17 protein-coding genes are annotated in these 16,131 nt (G+C 67.8%); 6 read left to right on the forward strand and 11 right to left on the reverse strand.

Annotated elements, in window-relative coordinates; genetic code table 11:
* Position 1: 1 nt before the first annotated feature.
* The 9 genes from K9D25_RS07360 to K9D25_RS07400 all read right to left on the reverse strand — a co-directional run bounded on the left by K9D25_RS07360 (position 2) and on the right by K9D25_RS07400 (position 6,277).
* Positions 2-946: an electron transfer flavoprotein subunit alpha/FixB family protein gene (locus K9D25_RS07360; protein WP_244450209.1), complete on the reverse strand. Its 945-nt coding sequence runs from the start codon at positions 944-946 to the stop codon at positions 2-4.
* Between the two features lie 2 nt (positions 947-948).
* On the reverse strand, positions 949-1,698 hold the full coding sequence (locus K9D25_RS07365; RefSeq protein WP_244450210.1) for an electron transfer flavoprotein subunit beta/FixA family protein: 750 nt from the start codon (positions 1,696-1,698) through the stop codon (positions 949-951).
* A 207-nt stretch (positions 1,699-1,905) separates the two neighbouring features.
* Positions 1,906-2,673, reverse strand: a complete 768-nt coding sequence (locus tag K9D25_RS07370; RefSeq protein ID WP_244450211.1) for a rhomboid family intramembrane serine protease — start codon at positions 2,671-2,673, stop codon at positions 1,906-1,908.
* Between the two features lie 40 nt (positions 2,674-2,713).
* On the reverse strand, positions 2,714-3,379 hold the full coding sequence (locus K9D25_RS07375; RefSeq protein ID WP_244450212.1) for a glutathione S-transferase family protein: 666 nt from the start codon (positions 3,377-3,379) through the stop codon (positions 2,714-2,716).
* Positions 3,376-3,981 carry a cob(I)yrinic acid a,c-diamide adenosyltransferase gene (locus K9D25_RS07380; protein WP_244450213.1) on the reverse strand — a complete coding sequence of 202 codons (606 nt, stop codon included), beginning with the start codon at positions 3,979-3,981 and terminating at the stop codon, positions 3,376-3,378. The genes K9D25_RS07375 and K9D25_RS07380 overlap by 4 nt, the downstream gene beginning before the upstream one ends.
* A gap of 10 nt (positions 3,982-3,991) precedes the next feature.
* A complete protein-coding gene (locus tag K9D25_RS07385) occupies positions 3,992-4,195 on the reverse strand; it encodes a twin transmembrane helix small protein (protein ID WP_244450214.1) in 204 nt (67 codons plus the stop codon).
* Positions 4,196-4,229: 34 nt separating this feature from the next.
* Complete coding sequence (locus K9D25_RS07390) at positions 4,230-4,706, reverse strand: TspO/MBR family protein (RefSeq protein ID WP_244450215.1); 477 nt, start codon at positions 4,704-4,706, stop codon at positions 4,230-4,232.
* 171 nt (positions 4,707-4,877) lie between these two features.
* Complete coding sequence (locus tag K9D25_RS07395; RefSeq protein WP_244450216.1) at positions 4,878-5,336, reverse strand: host attachment protein; 459 nt, start codon at positions 5,334-5,336, stop codon at positions 4,878-4,880.
* Positions 5,337-5,443: 107 nt separating this feature from the next.
* On the reverse strand, positions 5,444-6,277 hold the full coding sequence (locus tag K9D25_RS07400) for a YihY/virulence factor BrkB family protein (protein WP_244450217.1): 834 nt from the start codon (positions 6,275-6,277) through the stop codon (positions 5,444-5,446).
* A gap of 302 nt (positions 6,278-6,579) precedes the next feature.
* Here K9D25_RS07400 and K9D25_RS07405 point away from each other — a divergent pair, with 302 nt between their 5' ends.
* The 3 genes from K9D25_RS07405 (at position 6,580) to K9D25_RS07415 (ending at position 10,287) form a co-directional block, all read left to right on the forward strand.
* Entirely contained in the window at positions 6,580-7,821 is a 1,242-nt protein-coding gene (locus tag K9D25_RS07405) for a glutamate-5-semialdehyde dehydrogenase (protein WP_244450817.1), read from the forward strand.
* 182 nt (positions 7,822-8,003) lie between these two features.
* Positions 8,004-8,681 carry a nicotinate-nucleotide adenylyltransferase gene (locus tag K9D25_RS07410; RefSeq protein ID WP_244450218.1) on the forward strand — a complete coding sequence of 226 codons (678 nt, stop codon included), beginning with the start codon at positions 8,004-8,006 and terminating at the stop codon, positions 8,679-8,681.
* 112 nt (positions 8,682-8,793) lie between these two features.
* Positions 8,794-10,287, forward strand: coding sequence for an MFS transporter (locus K9D25_RS07415; protein WP_244450219.1), 1,494 nt, complete (start codon positions 8,794-8,796; stop codon positions 10,285-10,287).
* 63 nt (positions 10,288-10,350) lie between these two features.
* Here K9D25_RS07415 and K9D25_RS07420 read toward each other — a convergent pair whose 3' ends face one another.
* Positions 10,351-12,018 carry an alpha/beta hydrolase gene (locus K9D25_RS07420; protein ID WP_244450220.1) on the reverse strand — a complete coding sequence of 556 codons (1,668 nt, stop codon included), beginning with the start codon at positions 12,016-12,018 and terminating at the stop codon, positions 10,351-10,353.
* Positions 12,019-12,337: 319 nt separating this feature from the next.
* Between K9D25_RS07420 and nhaA the strand changes: the two genes are divergently transcribed.
* Positions 12,338-13,711 carry a Na+/H+ antiporter NhaA gene (gene nhaA / locus K9D25_RS07425; RefSeq protein ID WP_244450221.1) on the forward strand — a complete coding sequence of 458 codons (1,374 nt, stop codon included), beginning with the start codon at positions 12,338-12,340 and terminating at the stop codon, positions 13,709-13,711.
* A gap of 459 nt (positions 13,712-14,170) precedes the next feature.
* Here nhaA and K9D25_RS07430 read toward each other — a convergent pair whose 3' ends face one another.
* On the reverse strand, positions 14,171-14,944 hold the full coding sequence (locus K9D25_RS07430; RefSeq protein ID WP_244450222.1) for a hypothetical protein: 774 nt from the start codon (positions 14,942-14,944) through the stop codon (positions 14,171-14,173).
* Positions 14,945-15,197: 253 nt separating this feature from the next.
* On the opposite strand from K9D25_RS07430, the gene rsfS reads away from it, so the two are divergent.
* Both rsfS and rlmH read left to right on the forward strand, forming a co-directional pair.
* Positions 15,198-15,611, forward strand: coding sequence for a ribosome silencing factor (gene rsfS, locus K9D25_RS07435; RefSeq protein ID WP_244450223.1), 414 nt, complete (start codon positions 15,198-15,200; stop codon positions 15,609-15,611).
* 7 nt (positions 15,612-15,618) lie between these two features.
* Entirely contained in the window at positions 15,619-16,101 is a 483-nt protein-coding gene (rlmH, locus tag K9D25_RS07440; protein ID WP_244450224.1) for a 23S rRNA (pseudouridine(1915)-N(3))-methyltransferase RlmH, read from the forward strand.
* Positions 16,102-16,131 lie beyond the last annotated feature (30 nt).

Below are 16,131 nucleotides of genomic sequence, written 5' to 3' on the forward strand. Positions count from 1 at the left end.
GTCAGGCTTTTGCCTTAGCTATTTCGGCCTTGAGCTGCGGCACGATCTCGAACAGATCGCCCACCAGCCCGTAATCCGCGACCTGGAAGATCGGCGCGTCCTCGTCCTTGTTGACGGCGACGATGACCTTGGAATCCTTCATGCCGGCAAGGTGCTGGATGGCGCCCGATATGCCGAGCGCGACATAGAGATCCGGGGCCACCACCTTGCCGGTCTGGCCGACCTGCCAGTCATTCGGGGCGTAGCCGGCATCGACCGCGGCGCGCGAGGCGCCGACCGCCGCGCCGAGTTCGTCGGCCAGCGGCTCGACAATGGCGTGGAACTGCTCGGCCGAACCGAGCGCGCGGCCGCCGGAGACGATGATGCGCGCGGCGGACAGGTCCGGGCGGGCGCTGGCGGCGATTTCCTCGCCGAGGAAGCTGGAGCCGGCGGCGGATTCGGCCGCCCCGAGGGTGCGGATCGGCGCGGCATTGCCCTCGCCGGCCGCGGCGAAGGAGGCGGTGCGGATGGTGAGCACCTTCACCGCATCGGTGGCGCGCACGCGCTGGATGGCGTTGCCGGCATAGATCGGCCGGTCGAACGTGTCGGGCGACACAACGGCGATCACGTCGGAGACCTGCATCACGTCGATCAGCGCGGCGATGCGCGGCATCACGCTCTTGCCGAAGGCGGTGGAGGGGGCGACCAGCGCGCCATAGTCCTTGGCGAGGCTGACACCCAGCGCCGCCACCGGCTCGGCCAGGCGGTGGGCATAGGCGGCATCGTCCGCCAGCAGCACCTCGGCGACGCCGGCGAGCTTCGCGGCAGCCTCGGCGGCGGGGCGGGCGTTCTCGCCCGCGACGAGCACATGCACCGGGGCGCCGAGCGCCAGCGCGGCGGTGAGCGCGCGCGCGGTGACGGGGTTCAGGCTGGCATCGTCATGTTCGGCAAAGAGCAGGGTGGCCATGGTCAGAGTACTCCGGCCTGCTTGAGATGGCCGACCAGCTCGGCCGCGGAAGCCACCTTGATGCCGCCGGTGCGGCCGGCGGGCTCGGTGGTGGCGAGGATTTCCAGCCGGGGGGCGAGGTCGACGCCAAGCTCGGCGGCGGTCTTTTCCTCGATCGGCTTCTTCTTCGCCTTCATGATGTTGGGCAGCGAGGCGTAGCGCGGCTCGTTGAGGCGCAGATCGGTGGTGAGCACCGCCGGCAGAGCAAGGCGCAGCGTCTGCAGGCCGCCGTCGATCTCGCGGGTGACATCGACCGTGCCCTCGCCAATGACGACCTTGGAGGCGAAGGTCGCCTGCGGCCAGCCGAGCAGGGCGGCGAGCATCTGGCCGGTCTGGTTGCAGTCGTCGTCGATCGCCTGCTTGCCGAGGATGACGAGGGAGGGGCCCTCGGCCGCGACGATGGCCTTCAGCAGCTTGGCGACGGTGAGCGGCTCGATGCCGGCCTCGTCCGTCTTCACCCAGATGCCGCGATCCGCGCCCATGGCCAGCGCGGTGCGGATGGTCTCGTCGGTCTTCACCGGGCCGATGGAGACGGCGACCACCTCGGTCGCCTTGCCCGCCTCCTTGAGGCGCAGCGCCTCCTCGACGGCGATCTCGTCGAACGGGTTCATCGACATCTTGATATTGGTCAGTTCGACGCCGGAACCGTCGGCCTTGACGCGGATCTTGACGTTGTAGTCGACCACCCGCTTCACGGGCACGAGGATCTTCATCACCTGTCTCCCCCGGCAGGGCAGCGACCCCGCCTCTGGCAGCCATCGGCGCCGGCGGCGCCGCCTGCCAGGGCCGCGCGGAAAGCCGGAAGAGGGGGCTTGGGGGCGGGAATCTGGGGGGAGCGGGAGCAGCCGGCGAAAAGCGCCGGCAAACTAGGATTCGGCCCCCGCACTGTCAACGCCGCGCGCGGCGTGCAAGGGCGGTGATCACACTGGCGGGCGCCCGTCCGGCGTGCCGTCGCGCGTCATCACCCAGAGCGGCACGCCCGGCCGGCGCAGGAAGACGATGAGCACCGCCCCGGCGACGAGCCCGGCAATATGCGCCCACCACGCGGTTTCCTCGTCGCCGGACTGGAACAGGCTCCACAGCTGGAAGACGATCCAGGCGCCGAGCGGCCAGATGGCGGGCACGCGCAGCGGCACGCGCAGGAACATCAGCACCCAGATCCGCACATTGGGGTGCAGCATCAGATAGGCGCCGACCAGCCCGGATATCCCCGCCGAAGCGCCGACCAAGGGCGAGGCCGAATCAGGCACGGCGAGGGAATGGGCGAGGCCGCCGGCGACGCCGCACAGCACATAGAACAGCAGGAAGCGGGCATGGCCGAGCGCGTCTTCGACATTGTCGCCGAACACCCAGAGGAAGGCCATGTTGCCGGCGAGATGCAGCCAGCCGCCATGCAGGAACATATAGGTGACGAGGGTGAGCTCGGCCGGCAGGCGGACATATTCCTCCGGCAGCACCGCCGCATGCGTCACCACGGCGGGAATGGCGCCGAAGCCGAAGGCGGAGGGAATGTCGAGCTCGGCCCGGTAGCCATGCTGCACCAGCACGAAGACCAGCACATTCACCGCGATCAGCGCCCAGGTAACATAGGCGTGGGTGATGCCTTCCAGCGGGTTGTCGTCGTTGAACGGGATGAGCATGGCGCGGGCACAGCGAATCGCGAGAGCGGCGCGGGCGCGACGCGGCACCACATTGCCGCGTCGCGGGTGAAAACGCCATCGGGCGCTCTCAGCCGGCGCAAAGGCCGAGCTGCCGCAGCGATGGGCGGGCGCTCATGCGCGCCCACCACTGCGCAAGGCCGGGATGGGCGGCGAGCCGCGCCGCGCCTTCCGGTGCCTGCTGGAAATAGGAAATCATCGGCGCGAGATGGAGATCGGCAAGGCTCAGCCGGGGACCGGCGAGGAACGGCCCACCCTCCATGAGCGCCGCAAGGGCGGCGAGACAGACATCCGCCTCGGCGAGCGCGGCGGCGAGGCGGGCCTCATCGCTTGGCTCTCCCTGCGCCGGCTTTTCCACCCGCTCGACATAGACCCCCCAGACCATTGGCCGATAAGCGTAGGAATCGGCGATGCTGATGATCTGGTTGGCGCGGGCCCGCGCCTTCACGCCTTCGGGCAGGAGGGCAGGGCCCTTGAAGGCTTCATCGACATAGCGGGCGATGGCGCCGGCCTCGAAGAGACGGAAGCCGTCATGCTCGAAGGCAGGAATCCGGCCGAAGGGGTGGCGCGCGCGGTAGGCGGGCGGCACGCCTTCCGGCGCGAAGGGATCGACCGGCACCAATTCGTGGTCGACGCCCTTCTCGATCAGCGTCAGGCGGACGATGCGGACATAGACGCTGTCCGCCGTGCCGAACACGCGGGGGCGCTCGGCCGGTGCGTCGTCCGTGCCGCTCACTCCCGCCCCGCCGCCGGCACCCAGAGCACGTCGCCGGCTTCGCCCTCGCCGGCGGCACGGGCATTGGCGAGGCGGCTCATGACGAAGAGCAGGTCGGAGAGCCGGTTGAGATATTTCACCGCTTCCGGCCCGACGAACTCGCCGAGCGTGGCGGACAGCTCCACCGCCATGCGCTCGGCGCGCCGGCAGACGGTGCGGGCGACATGCAGATGCGCGGCCGCCGGGGTGCCGGCCGGCAGCACGAAGGAGCGCAGGGGTTTAAGGCCGGCATTGAGCGTGTCGATGTCGCGCTCCAGCTTGTCGACCTGCGCGGCGACGATGCGCAGCGGGGTGTAGCCGAGGTCTTCGCCCGTCTCCGGCGTGGCGAGATCGGCGCCGAGGTCGAATAGGTCGTTCTGGATGCGCGCCAGCACCGCGTCGATGTCGGCCAGCGCCGGGTCCGCGCCGGTGTGCAGCCGGGCGACGCCGATCACCGCATTGGTCTCGTCCACCGTGCCATAGGCGGCGACGCGCAGATCATATTTCGGCCGCCGCTCGCCGGTGCCGAGCGCGGTGCTGCCGTCGTCGCCGGTGCGGGTGTAGATGCGGTTGAGAACGACCATGAAAACCCTCTCAGCCCTGATGCATCAGGAAGATGGTGATGAGCACGAAGCACAGCGCCACCGCCTGCAGCAGCACACGCCACTGCATGAGCTTCTGCGAGCGCTGCGGCGAGCCGCCGCGCGCCATATTGGCGAGGCCGAGCAGCAGCACCACCGCCACCGCGCCGAGGGCGATGGGCAGGACGATGAATTTGGCGATGGTGACGAGGTCCATCGAAAGTCTCCGCTAGCGCCCGCCGCCGGGGCGCTCAGTTCAGGGCCACGATGGCCGCGTTCAGCGAGGTGGCATAGGACACCCAGGCGAGATAGGGAACCAGCAGCGCGGCGGCGATGCGGTCGATCCGCAGGCAAGCCCAGATCGTCGCGGCGATGGCGAGCCACAGCGCCACCACCACGATGAGCGCCGCGCCCGGCGCCTCCAGCCCGAAGAAGATCGGCGACCAGATGGCGTTGAGCGCCAGCTGCGCGAGCCACAGGCCGATGGCGCGGCGGCGCTCCGGGGAGGGCGCGTGCAGCTGCCACAGCCGCCACAGCGCCACCGCCATCAGCACATAGAGCGTCGTCCAGGCGATGGGGAAGGCCCAGTCCGGCGGGGTCCAGGACGGCTTCACCAGGCCGGCATACCAGGTGGGGATTTTCGGCGTGGTGGTGAGCGAGCCGAGCGCGCCGACGCCGAGGCACAGGCCGACGGCGAGGACGAGGCGGAAGAAGGAGAGGGTTTTCATCGCGGTTCCTGCAAGGCTCGGGCACGCCGCCGCCGGTGCGTGCGGAGGCACTACGGATGAGGCGGGCGCCGGGTTCACTTGCCCAAGGGCCCCGGACGCAGAACCCCGCCGCCGGAGGCCGGCGACGGGGCAATGTTAATCCTCTTCGGGGCTTCGGCGAAACCGCCGGCCTCAGGCGGCCAGATGCTTCTCGATCTCGTAGACGGGCAGCTTGACCATGTCGCGGTCGACCTCGGCGGCGAGGATGTCGCTGACCGCCTTGGTGAGATGCGGGCGCAGCGCGCCGAGCGCGCGCGGGGCGGCGACGATGATGAGCGATTTCACCTCGCCCGCCGTCACCGCCGCATCGAGCCGGCCGGCGACCTGCCGCATGAAGGCGCGCTCGCCCTCTTCCTGCCAGTCGGTGGGCTCGACCGAGGAGCGCGCCGAGCCGACGGACTGGTGCACGCGGCCGGGCTGGTCGGTGCCCTGTTCGCGGGTCGGCGGGTTTTCCTGCTCATGCACCTCATGGGTGCGCAGATTGGGGAAGGTGGCGTCGCCCTTGTTGCACAGGATCAGCGCCTTGCGCCCGTCGCAGACGACGACCCACGCGCCTTCTTCGATCCGGATCTTGTCGTAGCTGGTGCTCATTCGAGCCTCCTTCCCTTCAACTCACCGTGCCATTGGGCACCCGGGCGGCGCCGGGAGCCTTGACCTTGGTCAAGCGGCGGGAGGGCGGGGAGGTTCCGCCGTTCGTGTCAGAGCCGGCCTTCGCGGGCGCGGCGGATGGCGGCGTTGAGTTCGCCGCCATACACGAAGATGGAGGCGGTGGTGTAGAGGAAGACCAGCGCGATCATGACCGAGGCGAGGCCGGCATAGGTGGTGACGTAATTGCCGGCGAATTCGGCGAGGTAGCGCCCGAAGGCGGCACCGGCGGCGAGCCACAAGGCCAGCGTCACCAATATGCCCGGCAGCACCTGCGACAGGGTGCGCCGCCCCGCCGGCAGCCACATATGCGCCACCACCAGCGCCACGATCAGGATCACCGAGGTGGCGGCGTAGCGCAGGAAGGTGATGACCCAGCCAAAGGGTTCCAGCGCCGGCACATAGCGCACCGCCGCCAGCCACAGCACCGGGCCGAGCACCACGAGGAAGGACAGCGCCAGCAGCCCGGCGGCGCCGACCACGACATAGCCGATGGATTCGAGGCGCAGCCAGTACCAGGCTCGGGCCTCGCGCATGCCATAGGCGCGGTTGAGCCCGATGCGCAGGCTCTCAATGCCGTTGGACGAGAAATAGATCGCCAGCACCACACCGATGGTCAGCACGTCGGTGCGGACCTGGGTGAGCACGTTGCGGATTTCGCGGCCGATCGGGTCCGCCACCTGCGAGGGCCAGGCTTCCAGCATCAGCTGCACCGTCTCCTCGGCGAGGTTCTTGAAATCGAAGAACGCCGCCAGCGCGGTGACGAAGATGAGGAACGGAAACAGCGACATCAGCGCCGACAGCGCGATGTGGCTGGCGATCGCCCAGCCATCATCCTCGACGAAGCGCCAGAAGGCGTCCCAGGCAATGTCGAAGGCGCGAAACAACGGCGGCGGTCTCCTCGCGGATGCGCCTCAACGGGCGGGCATTGTGCCGTGACATCGGATGCCCGCGCGCAAATGGCAAGCCTCGCGGGCGCGATATGGTAAAGAGCCGCAATGATGGCCATTTGCTTTTGGCGCCCGGCCGCCGCTTCGTGGTAGAGAGGGCGCCCGCTTTTAGCGCCCCTTGAACTCGAACGGGTGACATCATGACCGCCTCCTCCGCCCTGCGCCCCGCCACCGTCTCCGCGTCCGTTGCCGGCGCGCCGGCGCCGCGCGGGCCGGAGGGCGAGGATGTGGCGACAGTCATGGCCGGGATCGGCGCCCGCGCCCGCGCCGCCGCCCGCACGCTGGCTCTGGCCCCGGCGGCGGTGAAGGAGGCGGGCCTGCGCGCCGCCGCGCAGGCGATCCGCGACCGGGCGCCCGCCATTCTCGCCGCCAATGGCGAGGACCTCGCTGCCGCCCGCGCCGCCGGCATGAGCACGGCGCTGCAGGACCGGCTGGTGCTGAACGAGGCGCGCCTTGAGGCCATCGCCCGCGCGGTGGAGGAGATCGCCGCGCTGCCCGACCCGGTGGGGCAGGTGACCGAGAGCTGGGAGCGGCCGAACGGCCTGCGTCTGGAGCGGGTGCGCACGCCGCTCGGCGTCATCGGCGTGATCTATGAGAGCCGGCCCAATGTGACGGCGGACGCTGGCAGCCTGTGCCTGAAGGCCGGCAATGCGGTGATCCTGCGCGGCGGCTCCGACAGCTTCCATTCCTCCCGCGCCATCCATGAAGCGCTGGTGGAAGGGCTCACCAGTGCCGGCCTGCCGGCGGACGCGATCCAGCTGGTGCCGACCCGCGACCGCGCGGCGGTGGGCGAGATGCTGGCCGGGCTCGGCGGCAAGCTCGACGTGATCGTGCCGCGCGGCGGCAAGAGCCTCGTCGCCCGCGTGCAGGCGGAGGCGCGCGTGCCGGTCTTCGCCCATCTCGAAGGGCTGGTGCATGTCTATGTCGACAAGGCCGCCGATCTCGAAAAATCGCTCGCCATCGTGAAGAACGCCAAGCTGCGCCGCACCAGCGTGTGCGGGGCGGCGGAGACGCTGCTGGTGGACCGTGCGGATGCGTCCCGCCTGCTCGCCCCGCTCGTCACCATGCTGCTCGACGAGGGCTGCGCGGTGCGCGGCGACGAAGCCGCCCGGGCGGTGGACCCGCGCGTGACCGAGGCCAGCGACGAGGACTGGCGCACGGAATATCTCGACGCCGTCATCTCGGTGAAGCTGGTCGACGGGGTGGAAGAGGCCATCGATCATATCGAGACCTATGGCTCGCACCACACCGACGCCATCCTCACCGAGGACGCCGCCACCGCCGAGCGCTTCCTCGGCGAGGTCGATTCCGCCATCGTGGTGCACAACGCCTCCACCCAGTTCGCCGATGGCGGCGAGTTCGGCTTCGGCGGCGAGATCGGCATCGCCACGGGGCGCATGCATGCGCGCGGGCCGGTGGGTGCCGAGCAGCTGACCTCGTTCAAATACCGCGTGCGCGGCTCCGGCCAGATCCGGCCGTGACATGCCTTCGCTGACCTGCCGCGCGCGCGCCCCCTCTCCCCGCCGGGGAGAGGGCCGGGGTGAGGGGGCGTTGGGGCTGGGATGACCGATCGCCCGCGGGGGGGGGGGGGCCCCCCCCCCCCCCCCCCCCCCCCCCCCCCGCGCGGGGGGGGGGGCGGGGGGGGGGGGGCGTTGGGGCTGGGATGACCGATCGCCCGCTCCCCTCACCCGGCGCGTTCCGCGCCGACCTCTCCCCGGCGGGGAGAGGTGACGTTGGCCTGTTGCCGTCGCTTGCCCGCATTCCCCCGCTGGCGCCGGGCCTGCGCGTGGGGCTCTATGGCGGCAGCTTCAACCCCGCGCATGAGGCGCACCGCGCCGCCAGCCTGCTGGCGCTGAAGCGGCTGCGGCTCGACCGCGTGTGGTGGCTGGTGACGCCCGGCAACCCCCTGAAGGACAACCGCGCGCTGCCCCCGCTCGATGCCCGGCTGGCGCAGGCGCGGGCGGTGGCCGACCATCCCGCGCTGGTGCCGACCGGGCTGGAGGCCGGGCTCGGCACCCGCTTCAGCTTCGACACGGTGGCGGCGCTGGTGCGGCGCTTTCCCGGCGTGCGCTTCGTCTGGCTGATGGGGGCGGACAATCTCGCCGCCTTCCACCGCTGGCAGCACTGGCGGGAGATCGCGGCGCTGGTGCCCATCGCCATCATCGACCGGCCCGGCTGCACCTTCCCCGCCATGGCGAGCCCGGCGGCGCAGGCGCTGGCGCGCTGGCGCGTGCCCGAGAGCGAGGCCGCCGCCCTGCCGCTGCTGCGCCCGCCGGCCTGGGTGTTCCTGCACGGGCTGAAATCGCCGCTGTCCTCGACCCAGCTGCGCGCGCAGGGGTAGGCGCGGGCGGCGCTCTGGCGAGGGCCGGCGGGCCGTGCCAGACTGGTGTCCTGTTCCTGCGCCACCGTTCCTCCCCAGCCCTTCCTCCCCCAGCCATGCCTCGCGGTGCCTGATGCTGTTCTCCCCGAACCGGCTTCTGCAGGAGCCGGCGCCTCTCGCGTGGCTGGAGCGCCAGAGCTGGCATCCCTGGCTCATTGTCGGCCTCGTCTCCATCGGCGCCTTTGTCGGCCAGCTCGACGCCACCATCGTGCAGCTGGCATTGCCCGCGCTGGGGCGGGCCTTCGACGTGAGCCTGCAGCAGGTGAGCTGGGTGGCGCTGTCCTATCTCCTCGCCTTCGCCTCCTTCCTGCCGATCTTCGGCCGGCTGTGCGAGATCCATGGCCGCAAGACGCTGTACATTGCCGGCTATGCACTTTTCATCGTGGCCAGCGCGCTGTGCGCTCTGGCCGAGAGCTTCGGCCAACTCGTCGCCTTCCGCTTCCTGCAGGGCATGGGCGGGGCGCTGCTCGGCGCCAACAGCATCGCCATTCTGGTGCAGGCGGTGCCGGAGGCGGCGCGCGGCCGGGCGCTCGGCTATTTCGCCGCGGCGCAGGCGGTGGGGATGAGCGCCGGCCCGGCGCTGGGCGGTTTCATCGTCGAGGCGCTCGGCTGGCGCTGGATCTTCGGCCTTACCGTGCCGTTTGGCGTGCTGGCCATTCTGGCCGGTTGGCTCGCTCTGCCGCGTGGGGCGGCGGGTGGCGACAAGCCGGCCTTCGACGGGGGCGGGGCGCTGCTGATCGGCCCGGCGCTGATCCTCATTGTGGCGACGCTGAACCATGTCTCCAGCTGGGGCCTCGCCTCGCCGCTGACGCTGGCGAGCCTCCTCGTCGCCGCGCTGCTCCTATGGGTCCTGCGGCGGCGCGAAACGCGCACCGCCGCGCCGCTGATCGACCCGCGCCTGTTCACCGCACGCGCCTTCCGCTGGGGCGCGCTGGCGGTGGTGCTGGGCTATGGGCTGCTCTATGGCGTGTTCTTCCTCATGTCCTTCGGCCTCGCCCATGGCTATGGCGAAAGCGCCGGCGCGGCCGGGTTGCGGCTGGCGCTGGTGCCGGTGGCGCTGGGGCTCACCGCGCCGTTCAGCCATGATGCGAGCCGCCTGCTCGGCCCCCGCCGCATCGGCCCCGCCGGCATGGGGCTGGTGCTGGCCGGGCTGGCGATCCTCGGCGCGACCTTCGGCCTCTCGCCCTATCATCATGTGCTGGACACGGTGTCCTTCGTGCTCATCGGCATCGGGCTCGGCCTGTTCGTGGCGCCGAACAGCCACGCCACCCTCGCCGCCGCGCCGGCCGGCCTCGCCGGGGCGGCGGGGTCGCTGCTCAATCTGATGCGCGTGCTCGGCACCAGCCTCGGCGTCGCTGCCGGGGCGAGCATGCTGGCCTGGCGGCTCGCGGTGGAAACGGGAAGCGGTGCCGGCACCGCCGCTGTGGCGACCCTCGCCGCCGACGGCCCCGGCCTGCTGGCGGCGGTGCGCACCAGCCTGCCGCTGCTGGCGCTGATGGCGCTCCTAGCCGCCGTCGCGGCGCGGAAGGCGGCGGGGGGAGGGGCCGCAGAGGCGCGGAAGGGGTGAGGCGGGTAGCAGCTGCGCCATTTACCGTGTCAGCCGCGTGCTACGTCCCCGAGCTGCCCGACCTTATGGTGCGTACCGCCAGTATTGGACGGGGCTGGGCGGTTCGGGGACCGCTCGGATCTGAACGAGGCGGGGAGGCGGCTGATTCAGCCGCATCATCGATCCGATGTCCTCCAAGACGGCGCGGGAAGCCGCAAAAGCATTGTGGTTGAGGCCTAAAATATCGCTGCCAACTGCCGTTACATCGATTGTCTCTATGCCCGGGACCAAAACAGGACCCGTCGTGGGGACATCACCGGCACGAGGTACGCCGCCCGCCAGCCCACGCGACACGGCCAGCGCGCGATCGGCAGCCGAGGCGTACAGCGTCATACCGCCAACGATGGCCTTGGCCTTCGGAGCCAGATCCAGAAATACGTCCCGGTCGACATCCGGCGCCGCCATGACAAGCCGTGCGATCCCGATTGGATTGGTGGTCTGGGCGTAGCCGGCCAAGGCATCGAGCGTTAGGAGATTTCCCATGCTGTGAGCCAGCACATTGATTTGTTCGACACCATACTCGCGGTTGAGCTTTTCGATCAGTTCAAGAAAGGCGCTGCGCGCGAGCGCTGCGCTCTCCTTATCATAGAGGTAGTCGGTCGTTTCGCCCCTTGATGCCCAACTGAAGAGCACCGATATACCTGTGAACTGAAGATCCCAGATTATCTGCGCATTCCGAAATGCGGACTCTTCGAAACTTGTGTTGAAGCCGTGCACAAATATAAGTGCTGTCCGCGAGTGATGACTCCTTATGATGTTTCCAAATAACTCCTCATTTACCGGAATAACGCGCTTGATGACGAAATGTTTGTTGTCATTCGGCGTAAAGCCAAATGTAATTCCGAACAGACTCCAGCTTGCGGGAAGTTCGATGTGGCCGATCTTGTGGTCCTCCGGGATGCGCACGGAGGCGATCCCGTAGCTGAGACCCGCTCGGTTTCCGCTGTAGGAAGCGATCGCCGTATCCGTCGGTTTAACCTCTTGCCGCGTTGTCGCAATCAGGAACTCGACGACACGCGCGTCAACGAGAGGGGGCGGAGGCGCAAGGTCTACGGCCTGCGCTGGCTGTAGCGGGTTAATCTTCAGCGGGTCGATGAAATCTTCGTTTGGGACATCAGCCCTTAAATGTCCCTGATTAAGTAAATCAGGAGAGATTCCAGCGTAATCGCTCCACCAATTTTGTTTTGTTGCCCGATCCCATTCGTAAAAGCCAGATGTCCGGCCATTACTACTATCTAAGCGAGAGGTTAGAGAGGAGGGTCGCGTATCGATGAGCTCCTGCGAGGCAATCGACCCATCGGGAAGAAGGCCAAGGCGCCACTCACTCACGCCGCCATCATGAAAAACGCGGGCGTTGACGAGTATCAAACCCTGAGATGCTACGGCCGCGCTGAACGCGACACGGACAGGGCGACCAAGCGATTTCAACTTCGCATCAGTGGAGGTGGTTGTTGTGTGGCGCAGCAATGCTTCCGTGAATGCAAGGCTTTGCGCTGAGATAAAAGGGTCTGTGGTGGGGCGTTGGGAAACGTCTTGCTCGGAAGGACTGCAAAGGACGGGACCAAAGGTACCGCCGCATATCGGTTCGCCGGCTGGACCGAAGCCAATGATCGCTGGAGTTTGCGCTGCGCATGGCATGGCGAAGGACAACCAAGCGATGACAGTCGCAATTGCGTGCTGTGAGCCTTTCATGGCAGCCCCCTCGTGCGCGCGGTCGCTGGGAGAAGAGAGGTCACTTTCTCAATAAATAAGAGCCTCGAAAAGGTTTGCACCTACGATTATACTGGTCAACAGCGAAATATGGCTCATGCAATTACGATTGCCCGCATGCCATGGGATTGTCTCTCGGTCGTCCGGCAAACGAGCGCTTCCGCCAGGGTGCCGGATTCCGACCCCCCGCCCCTAGCCTTCCGCAGCGTCATACCCTAAATAGGCTTCCGGGTGTCGTCGGCTGCATCCCGCAGCTGGGGCAGGTATGCGCTGGTCGGGCCGCCGCGCGGGACCTGTTTGCATGGCCGGACGCCTTTATCGTCGCACCAGCGCGCGTGCGCGCCTCGCCACCGAGCGCGCTTTCCACGCCGCCGAACGTTTCCTGCATATCGAAGCCGTCAGCGGCCTGGTGCTGCTGGCCGCGGCGGCGATCGCGCTGATCTGGGCGAATTCGCCCTATGCGCAGAGCTATCACGACCTCTGGCACGCGCCGCTGAGCTTCGGCATTGGCGGGCTCACCGTGTCGCACTCGCTGCATTTCTGGGTCAATGACGCGCTCATGACCCTGTTCTTCCTTGTGGTGGGGATGGAGATACGGCGGGAGATTCACGAAGGCGCGCTCTCCAAGCTGCGCGCGGCGGTGCTGCCCATGGCGGCGGCGGTCGGCGGCGTCGCCCTTCCCGCGCTGATCTATGTCGCGTTGAACCCGGTGCCTGGCCAGATCGAGGGATGGGCGGTGCCGACGGCGACCGACATCGCCTTCGCCGTCGGCGTGCTGGCGCTGCTGGGGCGCTCCATCCCGCCCAATCTGCGCGTGTTCCTGCTGGCGCTGGCGATCATCGACGACATCGCGGCCATCCTCATCATCGCCCTGTTCTATTCCGGCGGCATCGATCCGGCGGGACTGCTGATCGGGCTCGCGGGCCTCGCCATGGTGGTGGCGCTGCAAATGGCCGGCATCGGCTCGGCCTGGGCCTATGTGCTGCCCGGCGCGGTGCTGTGGATCGGGCTGTTGCAGGCGGGCGCGCACCCCACCCTCGCCGGGGTGATGCTCGGCATGCTGACCCCGGTGCTGCCGGCGCGCGGGCGCGAGCCGGCGCTGAATGCGGCGATGCGGGCGCTGGACGAGATCCGCGCCAGGGCCGCCCGTTCGCCCGAGGCGGCCGCCAGCCTGCTGCCGCCGCTGCGCCGCCTCGCCCTCGCCCAGCGCGAGATGACCCCGCCGGTAACGCGGGTGCAGATGCTGCTGCACCCCTATGTCGCCTATGGCGTGATGCCGATCTTCGCCCTCGCCAATGCCGGGGTGAGCCTCGACGGGGTCGATCTCGGCCGGGCGGATGCCTTCGCCGTGATGGCGGGCGTGGTGGTGGCGCTGGTGGTGGGCAAGCCGCTCGGGGTGTTCGCCGCCAGCTGGCTGGTGGTGCGTGCCGGCTGGGGCAGCCTGCCGCCGGGCGTCACCTGGGGCGGGGTGCTGCTGGTGGGGCTGCTGGCCGGTATCGGCTTCACCATGTCGATCTTCATCGCGACGCTCGCCTTCGCCGACCCGGCGCTGCTCGGCGCCGCCAAGCTCGGCGTGCTGGTCGCCTCGCTCACCGCCGTCGGCCTCGGCCTCGGCTGGGGGCTGGTGCAGGCGCGGCGGGCGCGGGCGGTGGCGGCCGCTTCCGCCTCGGCCTGAGGCACACCTGGGGGGCGGGCGGAAGGGGCGCTTTCCCGGTGGTGCCTGTCGGTTTGGCAGAGGGGGGACAGCCTCGCCGCCTTCCACCGCTGGCAGCACTGGCGCGAGATTGCGGCGCTGGTGCCGATGGCGATCATCGGCCGCCATGGGTGCACCTTCCCCGCCATGGCCAGCCCGGTGGCGCAGGCGCTCGCCCGCGGGTGTCGGAGTTCGAGGCGGCCATGCTCCTCACGCGGCGCCTGCCGGCGTGGGTTTTTTGCACGCCCTCAAGTCGCCGGTGTCCTCGATGCGGATACGGGGGGATGATAGTTGGTTGGGAAGGGGCCCTTGGCGTGGCGGCGGTCCGCCGAGATGCCTTGCCACTGGCGACGCGGCGCCCGCTCGGGTCCTATCTTGGGCTGATGCTCCGATTCATTCGGGCGATAAAATTCTCTCGACGCTATACTGCTTCCATGTGGACTAGTATCTCTTCAAGGAAGGCATCACGATTCGCTGACCTTCGAAATATGGGCTATTCGCTACCTCGAGGTTTGGGGTCACTTTACCGGTTTCTACCGCATGGAGAATCTGCCCGGATACTGAATCTGCAATCTTTAGTACTTTATTGATTATATTCTCCCCGCCCGTGTCAGCGCTTGCATAAATGAGTTGAACATTTTTGGGTAATAGACGATTTTCGAAGAATGGTTTACGTCGCGCATTGTATGCGATCAAATTTCCTAAATCTGAATCCACGACCATGCCAATACGCATCTCATTCGTAATTAATCGCCGAAAATATATAGTTTCTAATGCAACTAGCCATCCAAAATTTTCTGGATTTTCTACCTTAATATTTACAAATTCCCAACAAAATGGGACATCAAGCGACCAGTAATCACCTGTGCCTTGCGGCGGTGGCGCCTTCGAAAACGTAACAAAGCCCACGGCGGATATCTTCCGCTGATTTATTATGCGAGTATTTGTATCTACCGCGCAAAGAAAGTCATAATTGCTTGATAATGCAATTGAATTGTGAAATGTAAGGGTGGTGGAAGCCTGAGGAATTCGCGAAATTACCTTTGGTCCCTTTGGGCGTTCGTAGCTGACTTCGGAATAAGTGTCGACCATCGCGTTAGCGAACTGGATTTCGCCAGTTCTTTCATCGAACGTCACGCCAATTTCCTTCACGTCGCCCGCCGTGGTGCCGTAAAGATGTTCGATGCGCGTTCTGCGCTGCGGTTTCTTCACCATGTACGTCCCCCCCCACGTATCTCTGGCTGTTATAGCAAAAGAAAGGCCGGGTGTGCTGATGTGTTCGGAATAATCATGGGTATTGGGACATCTGGTACGTCAACCGTCCCGCGTAAGGGGCTACCGAATTTGGCCTCCCCACCGCCTGGTTGAAGATCGGCCGCATCCGCATTATCCTAAGGGGGCAGGCACGGTGCGGAAGGTCCGTCCGTGGCTTGCGGTAAAGACGAGAGGATCAGGACCCCTGTCCATCATGGCGCTTGCAGCGGCCGACACCAGCCCGGCGACTGCACCTGTCTCCGACGCGCGCTTCGACGCCGAGGAGATTCTTGCCCTCGTTCTCGCCCGTCTCGATGATGACCAGGCCGAGGACGTCGTCTCCATCGAACTGCGCGGCAAGACGACCATTGCCGATTACATGGTCGTCGCCTCCGGCCGCAACCAGCGTCATGTCGGCGCCATTGCCGAGCACCTCGTCGAGGCGCTCAAGGGCCTTGGCGTCAAGGGCGTGCGCGTCGAGGGCCAGCCGGCCTGCGACTGGGTGCTGATCGATGCGAGCGACGTGATCGTCCACATCTTCCAGCCGGAAGTGCGCGGGTTCTACAATATCGAGAAGATGTGGTCGGCCGCCATTCCCGGCGGGCCGTCGACGCTGACGCGCGGCTGAGCGCGTCTTGCGGCTCATTATTCTCGCGGTCGGCCGGCTGAAGGCCGGGCCCGAAAGGGAGTTGTGCGCCCGCTATCTCGACCGCTCGGCCAAAAGCGGGCGGGCGCTGGGCCTCTCCGGACCTGACGTAACCGAGATCGCGGAAAGCGCCGCGCGCCGCCCCGAGGACCGCATGGCCGAGGAGGGCGCCGCCCTTCTCGCCGCGCTGCCCGACGCCGGGGCGGTGCTTGCGCTCGACCCGCGCGGGCTAGAGATGACCAGCGAGCAGATCGCCGCCGACCTCGCCGCCTTGCGCGACCGGGGTTCGCGCAGCCTCACCTTCGTCATTGGCGGAGCGGACGGGCTGAGCGAGGCGGTGCGCGGGCGGGCGGACCGGCTGATCGCCTTCGGCCGCGCCACCTTTCCCCACCAGCTCGTCCGCGTCATGATGGCCGAACAGATCTACCGCGCGACGACGATCCTCGCAGGCCATCCCTACCATAAGGCCTGAGCGGGCGGCGGCGCTAACCCGTTCTTAACC

It is taken from the genome of Ancylobacter polymorphus, from assembly GCF_022836935.1.
GTDB lineage: Bacteria > Pseudomonadota > Alphaproteobacteria > Rhizobiales > Xanthobacteraceae > Ancylobacter > Ancylobacter polymorphus_A.

Excerpts from the sequence above, each read along its gene's own strand:
- K9D25_RS07360 (WP_244450209.1), bottom strand. The coding sequence starts at position 946 with ATGGCCACCCTGCTCTTTGCCGAACATGACGATGCCAGCCTGAACCCC.
- K9D25_RS07365 (WP_244450210.1), bottom strand. The coding sequence starts at position 1,698 with ATGAAGATCCTCGTGCCCGTGAAGCGGGTGGTCGACTACAACGTCAAG.
- K9D25_RS07380 (WP_244450213.1), bottom strand. The coding sequence starts at position 3,981 with ATGGTCGTTCTCAACCGCATCTACACCCGCACCGGCGACGACGGCAGC.
- K9D25_RS07385 (WP_244450214.1), bottom strand. The coding sequence starts at position 4,195 with ATGGACCTCGTCACCATCGCCAAATTCATCGTCCTGCCCATCGCCCTC.
- K9D25_RS07390 (WP_244450215.1), bottom strand. The coding sequence starts at position 4,706 with ATGAAAACCCTCTCCTTCTTCCGCCTCGTCCTCGCCGTCGGCCTGTGC.
- K9D25_RS07395 (WP_244450216.1), bottom strand. The coding sequence starts at position 5,336 with ATGAGCACCAGCTACGACAAGATCCGGATCGAAGAAGGCGCGTGGGTC.
- K9D25_RS07405 (WP_244450817.1), top strand. The coding sequence starts at position 6,580 with ATGGCCGGGATCGGCGCCCGCGCCCGCGCCGCCGCCCGCACGCTGGCT.
- K9D25_RS07410 (WP_244450218.1), top strand. The coding sequence starts at position 8,004 with ATGACCGATCGCCCGCTCCCCTCACCCGGCGCGTTCCGCGCCGACCTC.
- K9D25_RS07415 (WP_244450219.1), top strand. The coding sequence starts at position 8,794 with ATGCTGTTCTCCCCGAACCGGCTTCTGCAGGAGCCGGCGCCTCTCGCG.
- K9D25_RS07420 (WP_244450220.1), bottom strand. The coding sequence starts at position 12,018 with ATGAAAGGCTCACAGCACGCAATTGCGACTGTCATCGCTTGGTTGTCC.
- nhaA (WP_244450221.1), top strand. The coding sequence starts at position 12,338 with ATGGCCGGACGCCTTTATCGTCGCACCAGCGCGCGTGCGCGCCTCGCC.
- K9D25_RS07430 (WP_244450222.1), bottom strand. The coding sequence starts at position 14,944 with ATGGTGAAGAAACCGCAGCGCAGAACGCGCATCGAACATCTTTACGGC.
- rsfS (WP_244450223.1), top strand. The coding sequence starts at position 15,198 with ATGGCGCTTGCAGCGGCCGACACCAGCCCGGCGACTGCACCTGTCTCC.